This is a genomic window from Pseudonocardia kongjuensis, from assembly GCF_039526905.1.
In the GTDB taxonomy this organism is placed as follows: domain Bacteria; phylum Actinomycetota; class Actinomycetes; order Mycobacteriales; family Pseudonocardiaceae; genus Pseudonocardia; species Pseudonocardia kongjuensis.
Genome location: NZ_BAAAJK010000059.1, coordinates 1 through 15,424, shown reverse-complemented (window position 1 = coordinate 15,424; position 15,424 = coordinate 1). Strand labels below are relative to the sequence as shown.

Here is a 15,424-nt window from a genome sequence, read left to right as displayed (position 1 = left end):
CGGCGCGCCGCCCGCCGGCCCGAGAGGAACCGCCACGATGGACTTCACGCTCCCCGACACCGCGCAGGCCGTGCAGGAGGGGGTGCGCGCGATCGGCGCGCGCTACGACCACACCTACTGGTCCCGGCTGGAGGAGGAGCACCGGTTCCCCTGGGAGGCGTGGCGCGATCTCGCCGACGGCGGCTGGCTGGGCCTGACCGTGCCCGAGGAGTACGGCGGCGGCGGGCAGGGGATGCTGGAGCTGGCCGTCGCCTGCGAGACGCTGGCCGCCTCGGGCGGCACCGGCGGGATCTTCCTCTACATCCTGACCCCCGGCTTCGGCGCGACCACGCTGACCCGGCACGGCACCGAGGAGCAGAAGCGGGCGCTGCTGCCCGGGCTGGCGGCCGGCGAGGTGCAGTTCTGCCTCGGTCTCACCGAGCCCGACGCCGGCAGCGACGCGCTGTCGATCCGCACCCGGGCCGTCCGCGACGGCGACGACTTCGTGCTCGACGGGCAGAAGATCTGGATCTCCGGCCTGGAGAACGCGGACTGGATGATCGCGGTGACCCGGACCGTGCCGGCCGGGGAGGCGACGCCGCGCACCGCCGGTTTCACCCTGTTCCTGGTCGACGTGCGGCAGGCCGCCGAGGCCGGCACGCTGCGCTGGACACCGATCCCGAAGATGGGCTCGAACGTGGTGACCTCCAGCCAGGTCTTCCTCGACGGCGTCCGGGTGCCCGCCGCGAACGTGATCGGCGAGATCGACCACGGCTTCGCCGTGCTGTGGGACGTGCTCAACCCGGAGCGGATCCTGGCCGCGGCCGGCGGGGTGGGCACCGCGGACGCCGCGCTGGACGTCGCCGTCCGGTACGCGAAGGAGCGGGTGGTGTTCGGCCGCCCGATCGGCGCCAACCAGGCCATCCAGTTCCCGCTGGCGCAGATCAGGGCGAAGGCCGAGCTGGGCAGGCTGATGACCTACAAGGCGGCCTGGCTGTTCGACAACGACCTGCCCTGCCACGCCGAGACCAACATCGCCAAGCTGACCGGCGCGCAGGTCGGCTGGGAGGCCGCGGAGCGGGCGTTCCAGACCTTCGGCGGGATGGCGTACTCGAAGGAGTACCCGGTGGAGCGGCTGTTCCGGGACGCCCGGATCGCCCGCAACATCCCGGTGGCCGAGGAGCTGGTGCTCGCCCACATCGGCACCCAGGTCCTCGGCCTCCCGCGCAGCTACTGAGCCGGCACCGCACTCATCCGCCCAGCAGCTTCTTCTGCACCTTGCCCATCGGGTTGCGCGGCAGCGCCTCGACGAACACCACCTCGCGCGGGCGCTTGTGCCAGGACAGCTGGGAGGCGACGTGGTCGATCAGCGCCTGGCCAGGACCCTCGCCGACGACGTAGGCGACGATCTTCTGCCCGAGGTCCGGATCGGCCGCCCCGACGACCGCGCACTCGGCGACGGCCGGGTGGTCCATCAGCACCGCCTCGATCTCGCCGGAGCCGATCCGGTAGCCGCCGGACTTGATCAGGTCGGTGGACTCCCGGCCGACGATCCGGTGGAACCCGCCCGCGTCGCGGACGGCGAGATCGCCGGTGCGGAACCAGCCGTCGCCGGCGCTGGTCTCGGCGTTCGCGTCCGGCCGGTTCAGGTAGCCGGAGAACAGCATCGGCCCGCGGACCTCGAGGCGGCCGACGGTCTCGCCGTCGTCCGGGACGGTGCTGCCCGCGTCGTCGTCGGCGGGCCGCAGCCGGGTCTCGGCGCCGGGGACCGGCAGGCCCACCCAGCCGGCCCGGCGCTCGCCGGCGGCGTGTGCGCTGAGCGTGATCATGGTCTCGGTCATGCCGTAGCGCTCGACCGGTGCCTGCCCGGTGAGCCCAGCGATCCGCTCGAACAGCGACGCCGGCAGCGGCGCGCTGCCCGACACCAGCAGCCGGGCGCCGCCGAGCGCCCGCGCCGACGCCGGGTCCTCGACGATCCGGTTCCACACGGTCGGCACGCCGAAGTACATCGACGCGTCCGCCGCGGCGTACCGGGCGGGCTGCGGCTTCACCGTGTGCACCACCCGCGAGCCCAGCCGCAGCGAGCCGAGCACGCCGAGGATCAGCCCGTGCACGTGGAACAGCGGCAGGCCGTGCGCGACGGTGTCGTCCGGGGTCCAGTCCCAGACCTCGATCAGTCCGTCCAGCCCGGCCGCGATCGCCCGGCCGGAGAGCTGCGCGCCCTTCGGCGCACCCGTCGTCCCGGAGGTGTAGAGCAGCATCGCGGTCGCCTCGGGATCGGTCTCGCGCGGCGGCACAGCGCCGCCGCCCGGGACGACCACCGGGAGATCGACCCCGTCCGGCCGCGCGCCCGACCAGGACGTGGCGCCCGAGTCGCGCAGCACGTGCCGCAGCTCGGCGGGCCCGGAGTCCGGCGGGACCGGCACCACCGGCACCCCGGCGAGCAGGCAGCCGGTGATCGCGACGACGGTGTCCGCCGACGCCGTCGCGTGCACCGCGACCGGGCCGTCGTCCGGGATGCCGGCGGCGAACCGGCCGGCCCGGTCGACCAGCTCGGCCCGGGACAGCGTCTCCTCGCCGACGGTGACGGCGCGCTCGAGGTCCTCGGCGGCGGTGAGTGAGGTGAGCAGCAACGATCTCTCCGGTTCCGTACGGTCTGGGTAGGTCACTGGAAGGCCCTGTTACCGGCAGGCCCTGGCACTGGCAGGCCCTGTCACTGGAACGCCATCGCGGGCAGCACCAGCGTGCCGACCAGCACGACCGGGCCGATCACGACCATGGACAGGCCCCAGCGGGTGAGCAGGGCGGTCATCCGCGGCCGCTGGTCGGGATCGACGGTGGTCGCCACCAGGGTCGCACCCACCGTGGAGAACGGCGAGACGTCCACGATGGACGAGCACACGCCGAGCGCACAGATCAGCGCCCAGCCCGCGACGCCGCCCTGCTCGATCAGCGGGATGGCCAGCGGGACGAGCGCGGCGAGGATGCCGGTGGTGGACGCGAACGCCGAGACCAGCCCGCCCACCGCGCAGATGACCAGGGCGGCGAGCAGCGGGACGGTCATCATCGCGGCGAGGTCGCCGAGCAGGTCGACCGCGCCGATCTCCTGCAGCACGCCGACGTAGGTGATGATGCCGCCGACCAGCAGCACGGTCGACCAGTCGATCTCCTTGAGCGCCTTGCGCCCGTTGTCCGGGTCGATCAGGGTGAGCGCGGCGCCGAAGGCGAAGGCGAGCACGCCGACGTCCGGGTTGTTGCCGACGATCGCGAGCACGACGACGGCCGCGATCAGGCCGAGCATGGCGACCACGGTGACCAGGTGGATGGTCTCGAACGGCTCACGGGCGGGCCGCTCCTCGCCGGCCTCCGGCTCGTCCTCGCCGCCGGTGGCGACAGCACCCCCGGCGGCGGTGCTCACGGTGGTGCGGGCGCGGCTGCGCGAGCCGAACATCAGGTAGGCCGCGGCCAGCAGGACCAGGTTCACGATCACCGCGACCGCGAACAGGGTGAGCGGGTTCAGTGCGATCCCGGCGGTGTTGGCGGTGCCCCAGGTGACGATGCCGAACAGCGAGGTCGGTGCGAACGCCCCGGCCGAGAGCCCGGTGCCGATCGCCAGGCCCATCAGCATCGGGTCGATCCGGCGCCGGTGCGCCACGGACATGCCGATCGGGGCCATGACCAGGCCGCCCAGCGGGGAGCCCATCGCCGACACCGCCGCGGTGAGCAGGAAGAACGTCAGCGGCAGGGCGGCGGTGTTGCTGCCGACGAGGACCAGCGCCCGGTCGACGAGCCGGCCGATGGTGCCGTTGGCCTTGGCGATCCCGAAGAAGTAGGTCACGCCGACCAGCAGGATCAGGATGTCGATCGGGAAGCCGGCGACGATGTCGTCGAGCGCCAGCCCGGCGACGAGCAGGCCCATCCCGGCCGCCGCCGCGAACATGACGATGCCGATGTGCGAGCGCCGCAGCTCCGCGATGACGAACACCGCCACGAACGTCAGCAGCGCGATGATCTGCACCGCCATGGGGTTACCTCCGTTGGTAGCCTTGTCGATCGGTCCACCAGGTGGCACAGTGGTCTGCACAGTGGACCGTTGAGCCAGGACGGTATGTCGCTCGTTCGAGGGGGTCAAGGGATGGCGGCGACCAACAGCGTGGTCTCGGCGATCCGGGTGCTGGAGGCGGTGGGGGAGCAGCAACCGGTCGGATTGTCCGAGCTCGCACGGGGAGTGGGTCTCCCCAAGAGCACCGTGCAGCGCACCCTGCTGACCCTGGCGGAGGTCGGCTGGTGCCGGGCCGACGAGACCTCGCGCTGGTCGCTGACCTACCGCGCGTTCGCCGTCGGGAACCAGGCCCGCGACTCGGGCGAGCTGCGCGAACGCGCGCTCCCGGTGCTGCACGAGCTGCAGCTGACCTCGGGGGAGACGGTGCACCTGGCCGCGCCCGACGGCCGCGAGCTGGTGCTGGTCGAGCGCCTGGACACCGCACACCGGCTGCGCGCGTTCCTGCCGCTCGGGCACCGGATCCCGCTCAACGCCTCGGCCACCGGCCAGGCCTATCTCGCGGCGTGCACCGACGCCGTCGTCGAGGCGTACCTGTCCGGCGGCGAGCTGGCGCCGAGCACGCCGTGGACGGTCACCGACGCCGGCACCCTGCGGGCCCGGATCGCCGAGATCCGGGCCCGGGGCTGGTCGGTCAATCCGGAGGGGCTCAGCGAGGGGATCGCGGCGGTCGGCGCCGCGATCCTCGGTGCCGACGGCCGCCCGGCCGGGGCGCTGTCGGTGTCCGGGCCGACCGTCCGGATGACCGAGGCGGTGTTCGACGACCACGGCCGGGCCGCCGTCGACGCCGCCCGCCGGATCTCCCGCGAGCTGGGCGCCCGGATCTGAGCGACCCGGCGCCGGCGGGTCCGGCGTCAGCCCGCGCGTTCGGCGGGTCCGGCGTGGCCCGGCGTCAGCCCGCGCGTTCGGCGGGTCCGGCGTGGCCCGGCGTCAGCCCGCGCGCTCGGCGGTCCACTGCACGTCGATCCCTGCGGCGCGGGCCCCGGCGGCGTCGAGGAACCGGACGTAGCTGTTCTTCAGGGTGGCCCCGTCGTCGGCGAACACGCCGGTCCGGTGCGGGTAGAAGCCGACCGTCGGCTCCGTCCCGGGCGCGCAGGTGCGGATCGCGTTGTGCAGGTCGGCGTTGGACCGGCGCAGCGCGCGGACCACCCGGCGGGCGGCGCCGGTCCGGTCGGCGAGCTCGCGGCCGGGCGCGAGCTGCAGGGCCAGGTGCAGCCGCCGGTCGCCCGCGTCGTCCTCGTAGGACACCAGCCGGTGGTTCTCGATCGCGTCCAGGAGCTCCGGATCGGCGCTGACCGCGTCGCGCAGCCCGTCCGGCGGGACCACCGCGCCGTTGAAGTCCACCGAGGAGTCGCTGCGGCCGTACTGGAACAGCAGCGGCAGGTCGAGCAGCCGGGCGTCGAGCACCTCACGCAGGCCGTGCCGGCGGAGCACCGGCAGCACGTCCCGCATCCGCGCCACGTGCCCGCGGTCGTGGATGTTGTAGCGGATCCGCGGGCTGAGGTTCTGCGGCCGGGTGAGGGTGATCAGCAGCTCGCCGTCGTCGCTGGTCTCGATCAGGTAGGCGTAGGGGTTGTACTGGAAGATGTTCGGGAGCACGCCGTACTCGTCCTGGCGGGTCAGCTCCGCCGACAGCGCCGGATCGGCGGCGATCGCCCGGCGCAGCGCGATCGTGAACCCGGTCTCGGTGGCGATCGAGATCTCCAGGTCGCTCGCCCCGTAGGCGCCGATCACCGAGTGCGCGGTGCGCAGGATGCGGTCCCGCATGCCCTCGCTGATGCCCTCGCCGCCGAACGCGCAGACGATGTCGTAGGCGGACCAGTCGAGCCGGTCGTCGTCGAACAGTCCCTTCAGGAACGGCGGGTACCCGGTGATCACGTAGGTGAAGTCCGGGCCGAACTCGCGCATCGTGTTGATGATCTTGTCGGGGTCCGGCCCGACCGACTTGACGACGGCGACGCCGGTCAGCGCCGCGGACACGTTCATCCCGGTCGCCCAGGCGCCCAGGGAGAAGGCGTTGATCACGAACGGCGGCGTGCGCAGCCCGGCGGCGGTGCGCTGGAACCCGACCCGCAGCAGCTCCCGGGAGGCGCGCCGCTCCACCGGGCCGCGCACCCAGCTGGTCGGCACCCCCGACGAACCCGACGACTCGTCGACGACGACGCCCCGGCGCGGGATCCGGCCGCGCACGCAGCGGTCCGCGATGGAGTAGGGCCGGATGTAGGAGTCCTTGTCCGTCACCGGCAGTGCGGCGAACGCCGCGGCCGCCCGGCGCCGGTCCCGGGGGAGCCGGCGCGGCGCGCCGTGTGCGGCCAGGAAGCTCCGGTAGGCCGGGACCAGCCGGGCGCTGCGCTCGAAGGTGCGGTACGCCCGGCGCTCGCCGAGCCGCCTGCGCAGCGGCTCGAACCCCGGTGCCAGCAGCAGCCGGTGCGTGCCCGGCCGGCGGGCCAGCAGGTCGACGACGGTCTCCTGCAGCCAGGTCAGCGGTCCCACGACGTGCTCCCGTCCCGGTCGAGGAGCATCTCGGGCAGCTCGCGGCGCAGCGCCCGCGGTGGTTCCGCGCTGTGCCCGTAGCGGAAGAGCATCCAGGCCAGGTGCTCGCCGCCGGCCCCGTCCTCGACGATCCCGGCGGCGTCGGTGAAGGCGGCGTGCGAGCGCGGGTTGGTGATCACCGTGCCGAACGGGTGCAGGTACACGTCCGCCCTGGTGAACGCGAGCCAGATCCGCAGGAACAGCCGGCCGGCCGCGACGTGGTCGAGCGGGGAGCCGAACGGGCCGGTGAGCCAGCCGAGCTCGCGCACCCCGCGCATCGTGTTCAGGTAGATCCGGCGCAGCAGCGGCCCGGCCAGCGGCAGGTCCCACATCCCGCGGTGCCGCATCGCGAAGCCGAGCAGCGGGCCGGGCAGCAGCAGGGTGCGCGCGGACAGTCCGTCGCGGGTCGCCTCGGCGCTGCGGTCCGAGGTGCGGATCCAGGCCAGGATCTCGGCGTGCACGGCGTCGTTGCGCAGGTCGTCGAACAGGGTCTCCTGGTTGATCCGGACCAGCCGGTCCACCAGCCCCCGCTGCGCGGTGTGCCCGAAGTCGTGGCCGGCGGCCGCGGCGAGCGCGCCGGCCTCGGCGAGCACCGCCGGATCGACCGGCAGGTCCTGGTAGGGCCGGCGCGAGGTGCGCCGCCGCCGGAACGCGGCCAGGTCGGCCTCCGCCCGTGGGGTGATCGCGGCCCGACCCAGCTCCAGGGTGCCGAGCGGCTGATGGCGGGCGGCGGCGTCGAAGTCGAGCCCGTCGTCGCGCAGCTCGGCGGCCACCGACCAGCCGTGCCCGGCGGCGACGGTCGCCAGCGACTCGACGTAGACGCCGGCGCACACCTGGCCGAACGGGATCCCGAAGTTCTCCGCGGGCAGCCCGCGTTCCAGGTCGTAGAGGAGCTCGGCGCGGCCGGCGTCGAGCACCCGGACGACGATCGGCTGGGAGTTGTGCGGCGACGGGTAGGCGCGGGCCTCGTCGAGGAGGCGCCGCCACGGACCCGGGAGCGAGGTGGACATGCCGGGAAGGGTCGTCCGTCGGCGGATCGTCCGGATCCGTAGCGCTACCGGACGCACTGCCGGATGCACGGAGCCCGCCGCCCCACGGGGGACGACGGGCTCCGCGGTGGTGGTCGAGCGCGTCAGCTCTTCAGCATGCCCCGCAGGACGTACTGCAGGATGCCGCCGTTGCGGTAGTAGTCCGCCTCACCGGGGGTGTCGATGCGCACCTTGGCGTCGAACACCACGGTCTCGCCGGACTCCTTCGTCGCGGTCACCTGCACCGTCTTCGGGGTCTTCCCGTCGTTCAGCTCGGTGATGCCGGCGATGTCGAAGGTCTCGGTGCCGTCCAGGCCCAGGCTCGAGGCGGACTCGCCCTCGGGGAACTGCAGCGGGACGACGCCCATGCCGATCAGGTTCGACCGGTGGATCCGCTCGAACGACTCGACGATGACGGCCTTCACGCCGAGCAGCGCGGTGCCCTTGGCCGCCCAGTCGCGCGACGAGCCGGAGCCGTACTCCTTGCCGCCCAGCACGACCAGCGGGGTGCCCTGCGCGGCGTAGTTCTGCGCGGCGTCGTAGATGAACGCCTGCGGGCCGCCGTCCTGGGTGAAGTCCCGGGTGTAGCCGCCGCTGACCCCGCCGTCGACGATCGCGTCCAGCAGCTGGTTGCGCAGCCGGATGTTCGCGAACGTGCCGCGGATCATCACCTCGTGGTTGCCGCGCCGGGAGCCGAAGGAGTTGTAGTCCTTCTTCTCGACGCCGTTCTCGTCCAGGTAGACCGCGGCCGGGGTGCCCGGCTTGATCGCACCGGCCGGCGAGATGTGGTCGGTGGTGACCGAGTCGCCGAGCAGGGCGAGCACCCGGGCGCCGGAGATGTCGGTGACCGGCTCCGGATCGGTCGTCATGCCCTCGAAGTACGGGGGCTTGCGCACGTAGGTGGACTGCTGGTCCCACTCGAAGGTCCGGCCCTCGGGGGTGGGCAGCGCCCGCCAGCGGTCGTCGCCGCGGAACACGTCGGAGTAGCTCTTGGTGAACATCTCCGAGGTGATCGAGGAGTCGACGACCGCGTTGATGTCGTCGGTGGAGGGCCAGATGTCGCGCAGGAAGACGTCGTTGCCCTCGGAGTCCCGGCCGAGCGGCTGGGCCTCGAAGTCGAAGTCCATCGTCCCGGCCAGCGCGTAGGCGATGACCAGCGGCGGAGACGCCAGGTAGTTCATCTTGACGTCCGGGTTGATCCGGCCCTCGAAGTTCCGGTTGCCCGACAGCACCGACGCGACGGTCAGGTCGTTCTCGTTGACCGCGGCCGACACCTCCTCCGGCAGCGGGCCGGAGTTGCCGATGCAGGTGGTGCAGCCGTAGCCGACCAGGTTGTAGCCGAGCTTGTCGAGGTAGGGCCAGAGGCCGGCCTTCTCGTAGTAGTCGGTGACGACCTGCGAGCCGGGCGCCATCGAGGTCTTCACCCACGGCTTGACGGCCAGGCCCTTCTCCACCGCGTTCTTCGCCAGCAGCGCGGCGCCCAGCATCACGCTCGGGTTCGACGTGTTGGTGCAGGAGGTGATCGAGGCGATCACCACGGCGCCGTGGTCGAGCACGAACTCGCCGCGGGTCTCCGAGCGGACGGTGACCGGCTTGGACGGACGGCCCTCACAGCCGGTCGCGGCGGACTGGACGACCGGGGCGGGCTCGCCGTCGGCGAAGGTGTGCGCCGGCGCGTCGCTGGCCGGGAACGACTCGTCGCTGGACTCGTCGACGCCGGTCAGCGGCGCGACGTCGTCGTTGGTGTAGTCCTGCACGGCCTTGCGGAACGCCGGCTTCGCGGCGGACAGCTCGATCCGGTCCTGCGGGCGCTTCGGGCCGGCGATCGAGGGGACCACCGTGGACAGGTCCAGCTCCATCGTCTCGGAGTAGACCGGCTCGTGGTCCGGGTCGTGCCAGAGGCCCTGCTCCTTGGCGTAGGCCTCGACCAGGGCGATCTGCTCCTCGGAGCGACCGGTCAGCTTGAGGTAGCGGACGGTCTCGTCGTCGATCGGGAAGATCGCGGCGGTGGAGCCGAACTCCGGGCTCATGTTGCCGATGGTGGCGCGGTTGGCCAGCGGCACGGCGCCGACGCCGGCGCCGTAGAACTCGACGAACTTGCCGACGACGCCCTGGCGGCGCAGCATCTCGGTGATCGTCAGCACCACGTCGGTGGCGGTCACGCCGGTCGGGATCTCGCCGGTCAGCTTGAAGCCCAGCACCTTCGGAATCAGCATGGAGACCGGCTGGCCGAGCATCGCGGCCTCGGCCTCGATGCCGCCGACGCCCCAGCCGAGCACGCCGATGCCGTTGACCATCGTGGTGTGCGAGTCGGTGCCGACCAGGGTGTCCGGGTAGGCCTGGCCGTTGCGCGGCATGACGACGCGGGCCAGGTTCTCGATGTTGACCTGGTGCACGATGCCGGTGCCGGGCGGGACGACCTTGAACTCGTCGAAGGCGCCCTGGCCCCAGCGCAGGAACTGGTAGCGCTCCTTGTTGCGGCCGTACTCGAACTCGATGTTCTTCTCGAAGGCGTCGGCGGTGCCGAAGAAGTCGATCATCACCGAGTGGTCGATGACCAGCTCGGCGGGGGCGAGCGGGTTGACCTTGGCGGGGTCGCCGCCCATCTCGGTCACCGCCTCGCGCATGGTCGCCAGGTCGACGACGCAGGGGACGCCGGTGAAGTCCTGCATGATCACCCGGGCCGGGGTGAACTGGATCTCGGTGTCCGGCTCGGCCTGCGGGTCCCAGTTCGCCAGGGCGTTGATGTGGTCCGCCGTGACGTTCGCGCCGTCCTCGGTGCGGAGCAGGTTCTCGAGCAGGACCTTGAGGCTGAACGGCAGGCGCTTCGAGCCCTCCACCGCGGAGAGCCGGAAGATCTCGTAACCGGTGCCGCCGACGTCGAGCTGTCCTCTGGCGCCGAAGCTGTCGGTGCTGGCCACTTGATGGTCCTCCCGTGGTGGTGGGCGTTCTGCGTCCGGTGCGGTGAGCGTCGGCCCGCTCGCAGGTCGGGGGGCTCACCGGCGTGTGTCCGAGTCTCGCGCACCGCCTCGTCCGCGGCAGCGTGGACCCTGCTGTCCCAAATAGTACGCCTGTCCTATAAAGAGCGCGAGGCGGGTGTGGTCGTCGTCCCTCCCGGGGCCCGGGGTCCCCCGGGAGGCGGACCGTCGGGTGCGGGTCCGGTGTGTCGCACGGTGTTCGCGTGACGGGAGTGGCAGGCTTCCGCCGACCGCACCGCTCCCCGCCGGGCGCGGCACCCGCTCCCCGGGAGGACGAACCGTGACGCGCGAGCCGTCGGTGCTCCGGCCCGCCCGCGGGCCCCGTCGCCGGACCCCGCTCGCCGCCGGTGTGCTGGTGCTGCTGACCGCACTGCTGCTGGGAACCCCGGCGGTCGGCGCCGCGGCCGTGGCGCCCACGGCGGGCGGGGCCGCCGGCGCCGGGTCGCTGCCCGCGCAGCCGCCCCCGCCGCCGCCGAACCCCGACGACGACGAGCTCGAACGCAGCCGGCAGAGCGTGCAGGACCGGTCCGCCGAGGTCGGACGGCTGACCGCGCGGCTCGCCGAGCTCGACGCGCAGCTCGACGAGCTGCAGATCGAGGTCGCCGCGCGCGGGCAGGAGGCCCTCGAGGCGCGCGACACCGCCGACGCCGCCGGCCGGGAGGCCGACGCGGCCGCCGCCCGCGCGCTGGAGGCCCGGGCGGCGACCGAGGAGGCCGGTCGGGCCGTCGACGACGCCCGCACCCGGCTCGACGAGTTCGTCGGCGACGTCTACACGCACGGTCTCGATCTCGGCCCGCTCGGCCTGCTGTCCCGGGCGACCGACCCGCAGGACCTGATGGACCGGGCGCGGCTGACCGATGCGCTGAGCGAGGACCAGGCGTCGGTGCTGGAGCAACTGCAGCAGGCCCGGATCGCGCAGGCCAACGCCGACTCGCTGGCCCGCGCCGCCCAGGAGGAGGCCGACCGCCGCCGGGCCGCCGCCGAGGAGGCGTCCGCCGCCGCCGACCAGGCGCTGGTGTCCGCCGCGGCCGCCGCGGACGAGCAGCAGGGCAGGCTGGACGCGGTCCGCGCCGAGCGTGCCGACGTGCAGGCCCGGCTGGACGAGGCGGCGAACTCCGACGCCGGTCTGCGCGCCCAGCGCCAGCGGTACCTGGCCTGGCAGGCCGAGCAGGAACGGCTGCGGGCCGAGGCCGAGCAGCGGGCCCGCGACGAGGCCCGCGCCCGGGTCGCCCAGGAGGAGGAGTCCCGCCGCGCGCAGACCGCACCCGACCGGGGCCCGTCGGCCGGCCCGGCGCCCGGGCCGCGATCGGGCTCGGCGGCGATCGAGACCGTGATCGACCGGGCGACGTCGCGGATCGGCACCATCTACGCCTGGGGCGGCGGCAACGCGCGCGGCCCGACGCGTGGCATCCGGGACGGCGGCGTCGCCGACTCGCACGGCGACTTCCGCAAGGTCGGCTTCGACTGCTCGGGTCTGATGCTCTACGCCTTCGCCGGGGTCGGCATCGACCTGCCCCGCTACAGCGGGAACCAGGCCAACGCCGGGCGGCTCGTCCCGATCTCGGACATGCGCCGCGGGGACATGCTGTCCTGGGCGCGCAACGGCCGCACCCACCACATCGCGATGTACCTGGGTGACGGGATGATGATCGAGGCGCCGTACTCGGGCGCGTCGGTCCGGATCACGCCGGTCCGCTACAACGGCCTGAACAAGGTGACCCGGCTGCTCTGAGCGCGTGCGGACCGCTCGCGCCGGCCTGCTGGGACCCGTCCCGGCGGTACCCGGCCCGGGCCCGGCCTGCCGGGGTTCGGCCCGGGCCCGGCCTGCTCGGACCCGGCCTGCCGGGGTTCGGCCCGGGCTCGGATTGCTCGGACCCGGCCTGCCGGGGTTCGGCTCGGGCTCGGATTGCTCGGACCCGGCCTGCCGGGGTTCGGCCCGGACGTACCCGGCCCGGGCCCGGCTTGCTCGGGCTCGGCCGGCTGGGACTCAGCCCGCGCGGGCCCGGACCGCGTCGGCCTCGGCGGCCAGCTCGTCGAGCACCAGCCGGACGGCCGGACGTTCGACGGCGTCGGCACGGGCGACCGCGTGCACCAGCCGGGCCGCCCGCACCCCGGCCAGCGGGCGCAGGGCCAGCCGGGTGCCGTCCCGGTGGTCGGTCGAGTAGCGGGGGAGCAGCGCGACGCCGTGCCCGTCGGCGACCAGCTCCTCGGTGACCGAGAAGTCGTTGATCCGCTGCACCACCTGCGGGGTGGTGCCGGTGACCAGCCCGACCGAGCGCAGCACGTCGTCGACCGGCCAGCCCACGCCGACCCCGATCCAGCCCTCGTCGACCAGGTCGTCCAGGCCGACCTCGGCCCGGGCGGCCAGCGGATGCCGGATCGGCAGCGCGACGTCCAGCGGCTCGCGCAGCAGCGGCCGGACCCGCAGCCGCCCGCCGGTGAACGGATCGAGCCGCTCGTCGTGGTGGGTCACGACCACGTCGACGCCGGCTGCGGCGGCCGGCACCTCCTCCGGGCGCAGGTCGAGATCGCGGCAGGACAGCGACAGGCCCTCGTGCGCGGCGGCGCGGCGGAGCAGGCCGGGCAGCAGCAGCCGGGCGGCGGACGGGAACAGCACGACCCGGACCGTCCCGAGCGGGCGCTCGCGGAGCCCGGCCAGGGTCTCGTCGAGGCGGCCGAGCGCGGCCAGGACGTCCTCGGCGCCGGCGACCACGGCCGTGCCCGCCTCGGTGAGCCGCAGCCCGCGCCCGTCCGGCACGGTCAGGGCGATCCCGGCCTCCCGGGACAGCACCTTGAGCTGCTGGGAGACCGCGGACGGGGTGTAGTTCAGGGCCGCCGCGACGGCGGTGACCGAGCCCCGGTCGGCGAGCTCGCGCAGGATCCGCAGGCGCCGGACGTCCATGAAGCAATGCTACAAGGTCATTTCATATTTCGGCGTTGGACTGCACGGTCGCCGGTGACGGAGGGTCGAGGGCATGACCGTCCGGGACCGTGGCCTCGCCGTCGTCGTCGCCGTGCTGTGGGGTGCGAACTTCATCGCCATCCACGTCGGCCTCGAGCACTTCCCGCCGGTCTTCCTCGCGGGTCTGCGGATGCTCGTGCTCGCCGTGCCCGCGGTGCTGCTGATCCCGCGGCCCGCGGTGCCGCTGCGCTGGCTGATCGGTTACGGGCTCGGCTTCGGCACCCTGCAGTTCCTGTTCCTGTTCCTCGGGATGTACGCCGGGATGCCGGCCGGGCTCGCCTCGCTGGTGCTGCAGGCGTCCGGGCCGTTCACCCTGGTACTGGGCGCGGTGCTGCTGCGGGAGCGGGTCCGGCGGCGGCAGTGGATCGGGATCGGCGTCGCGGTCGCCGGACTGGCGACGATCGCGCTGCTGCGGGCACAGACGGCCGCGCTGCTCCCGGTCGCGCTCACCCTGCTCGGCGCGCTCGGCTGGGCCGCCGGGAACCTGTGCAACCGGCTGGCCCAGCGCGACGGCGAGGCGGTCGATCCGCTGCATTTGACCCTGTGGATGACGGTGGTCCCGCCGATCCCGCTGCTCGCCGCGTCGGCGGTGGTCGAGGGTCCGGCGACCGGCTGGCTGGCGACGGCCGAGGTGTTCACCCGGGACGGGCTGCCCGGCCTGGTCGCGCTGCTGTACCTCTCGGTGGTCGCGACGGTCGTCGGGAGCGGGATCTGGACGGTCCTGATGCGCCGCTACCCGGCAGGCGTCGTGGCGCCGCACTCGCTGCTGGTGCCGGTCGTCGGGATGGGGCTCGCCGTCCTGCTGCTGGGGGAGCGGCCGTCGTTGCCGGAGCTGGTCGCCGGGGTGGTGGTCGTCGTGGGGGTGCTGGCCGCGTCGGCGCCCGGTCGTCGGGGGGTGGGGGTCGAGCCGCCGGTGGCCCGGGTGTGACCGCGGGGTGGTCCGGGGCTCCGGTCGGGTCGCGTCGGTCCGGCTGTTCCGGGCCGTCGGCGGGTCTGCTCCGCTGGCTCGGGTGGGGTCTGCTCCGCTGGCTCCGGGGGTTCAGCTCCGCTGCCTCCGGTGGTGGGTCGGTGGTCCGGGTGGTGGTCCGGCGGCCCGGTGGAGGGTCGGTGGCGGCGCGGTGACCCGCCGGCGCGTCGGGCGGCGGCGTAGTGCCCGGTGCCGGGTCGGGCGGTGGCGGGGTGCCCCGGCTACCCCGCTTCGTGCCCCTCGGCGCGGATGCCGTCCGGTCGTCATCGGGTGTGCGCACGCGGTGGGTCCGCGGTCCGGGCGGCGGCATCCCGGCGGCGCGGCGGAGGAGTCACCGGCGCCGGTCCGGCCTCCTCGTCGTGCCATCGCCGGGATCCACTTCGGAGCTGCCTTCCGATGAGGTCCACGGATGCCGTCCTGAGTGGATTTTTCTCGGACTTTCTTCTAGAGAACAACCAGCCCAACCCGATAGAATCGAACACATGGTCGATATCGACGGTGCGCTGCTCAGCCCCGAGGCGGTCGCCGCCGATCCCTGCCCGCACGGCATGACCCGCGACCTGTGCGCCCTGCTGTGCGGAGACGAGAACAGCGAGCCGGTCGTGGTGGTGGATCCGACCCTGCCGGTGGGGTTCGCACTGGCACTGGACTGCCAACTCGCCGGCGACAGCCCTGAGCTGTTGAGTGACGCCCAGGTGCTCGACGTCGTCGAGGGCGCCGAACGGATCGAGCGATGGGCCTCGGCGTTGCGGACCCGGATGCTGGCAGCGTTCGCCGACCGGCACCCACCCGGCAGCAGCGCCGCACCACCGGGCGCCGACCCCCGGGCGGTCACACCGGTGGGCCGCTGGCTACCCGACCAGGTCGCGTTGACCTTACGGGTGTCGCTGGAAGAGGCCCGCTGCCTGCTGGCCGGCG

General features: G+C 73.7%; 11 protein-coding genes. 5 read left to right on the top strand and 6 right to left on the bottom strand.

Annotated features, from left to right (window positions below; all coding sequences use genetic code 11):
- Positions 1–37 precede the first annotated feature (37 nt).
- A complete protein-coding gene (locus ABD160_RS31890) occupies positions 38–1,216 on the top strand; it encodes an acyl-CoA dehydrogenase family protein (protein ID WP_344030023.1) in 1,179 nt (392 codons plus the stop codon).
- A 13-nt stretch (positions 1,217–1,229) separates the two neighbouring features.
- Here the strand turns inward: ABD160_RS31890 and ABD160_RS31885 are convergent, their stop codons facing one another.
- Positions 1,230–2,612, bottom strand: coding sequence for an acyl-CoA synthetase (locus tag ABD160_RS31885; RefSeq protein WP_344030021.1), 1,383 nt, complete (start codon positions 2,610–2,612; stop codon positions 1,230–1,232).
- An 80-nt stretch (positions 2,613–2,692) separates the two neighbouring features.
- The gene (locus ABD160_RS31880; protein ID WP_344030019.1) at positions 2,693–4,003 is read right to left on the bottom strand and encodes an SLC13 family permease; all 1,311 of its coding nucleotides are present in this window, start codon (positions 4,001–4,003) and stop codon (positions 2,693–2,695) included.
- Positions 4,004–4,114: 111 nt separating this feature from the next.
- Between ABD160_RS31880 and ABD160_RS31875 the strand changes: the two genes are divergently transcribed.
- Positions 4,115–4,867, top strand: coding sequence for an IclR family transcriptional regulator (locus ABD160_RS31875; RefSeq protein ID WP_344030016.1), 753 nt, complete (start codon positions 4,115–4,117; stop codon positions 4,865–4,867).
- 102 nt (positions 4,868–4,969) lie between these two features.
- Here ABD160_RS31875 and ABD160_RS31870 read toward each other — a convergent pair whose 3' ends face one another.
- The 3 genes from ABD160_RS31870 to acnA all read right to left on the bottom strand — a co-directional run bounded on the left by ABD160_RS31870 (position 4,970) and on the right by acnA (position 10,520).
- Complete coding sequence (locus tag ABD160_RS31870; protein ID WP_344030013.1) at positions 4,970–6,532, bottom strand: phenylacetate--CoA ligase family protein; 1,563 nt, start codon at positions 6,530–6,532, stop codon at positions 4,970–4,972.
- On the bottom strand, positions 6,520–7,581 hold the full coding sequence (locus tag ABD160_RS31865; protein WP_344030010.1) for a hypothetical protein: 1,062 nt from the start codon (positions 7,579–7,581) through the stop codon (positions 6,520–6,522). Before ABD160_RS31865 ends, ABD160_RS31870 begins: the two co-directional genes overlap by 13 nt.
- A 122-nt stretch (positions 7,582–7,703) precedes the next feature.
- Positions 7,704–10,520, bottom strand: coding sequence for an aconitate hydratase AcnA (gene acnA / locus ABD160_RS31860; RefSeq protein WP_344030007.1), 2,817 nt, complete (start codon positions 10,518–10,520; stop codon positions 7,704–7,706).
- Between the two features lie 337 nt (positions 10,521–10,857).
- On the opposite strand from acnA, the gene ABD160_RS31855 reads away from it, so the two are divergent.
- Positions 10,858–12,309, top strand: coding sequence for an NlpC/P60 family protein (locus ABD160_RS31855; protein WP_344030005.1), 1,452 nt, complete (start codon positions 10,858–10,860; stop codon positions 12,307–12,309).
- A gap of 255 nt (positions 12,310–12,564) precedes the next feature.
- Here the strand turns inward: ABD160_RS31855 and ABD160_RS31850 are convergent, their stop codons facing one another.
- Positions 12,565–13,479: a LysR family transcriptional regulator gene (locus ABD160_RS31850; protein ID WP_344030002.1), complete on the bottom strand. Its 915-nt coding sequence runs from the start codon at positions 13,477–13,479 to the stop codon at positions 12,565–12,567.
- A 73-nt stretch (positions 13,480–13,552) separates the two neighbouring features.
- Between ABD160_RS31850 and ABD160_RS31845 the strand changes: the two genes are divergently transcribed.
- Positions 13,553–14,467, top strand: a complete 915-nt coding sequence (locus ABD160_RS31845) for an EamA family transporter (protein WP_344030000.1) — start codon at positions 13,553–13,555, stop codon at positions 14,465–14,467.
- 521 nt (positions 14,468–14,988) lie between these two features.
- Positions 14,989–15,424, top strand: a 436-nt coding sequence (locus ABD160_RS31840) for a hypothetical protein (RefSeq protein WP_344029997.1), incomplete at its 3' end; no start/stop codon positions are given.

What these genes read in the sequence shown, in the direction of transcription:
- ABD160_RS31880 (WP_344030019.1), bottom strand. Translation starts at nt 4,003, where the DNA reads ATGGCGGTGCAGATCATCGCGCTGCTGACGTTCGTGGCGGTGTTCGTC.
- ABD160_RS31845 (WP_344030000.1), top strand. Translation starts at nt 13,553, where the DNA reads ATGACCGTCCGGGACCGTGGCCTCGCCGTCGTCGTCGCCGTGCTGTGG.
- ABD160_RS31850 (WP_344030002.1), bottom strand. Translation starts at nt 13,479, where the DNA reads ATGGACGTCCGGCGCCTGCGGATCCTGCGCGAGCTCGCCGACCGGGGC.
- ABD160_RS31890 (WP_344030023.1), top strand. Translation starts at nt 38, where the DNA reads ATGGACTTCACGCTCCCCGACACCGCGCAGGCCGTGCAGGAGGGGGTG.
- ABD160_RS31875 (WP_344030016.1), top strand. Translation starts at nt 4,115, where the DNA reads ATGGCGGCGACCAACAGCGTGGTCTCGGCGATCCGGGTGCTGGAGGCG.
- ABD160_RS31865 (WP_344030010.1), bottom strand. Translation starts at nt 7,581, where the DNA reads ATGTCCACCTCGCTCCCGGGTCCGTGGCGGCGCCTCCTCGACGAGGCC.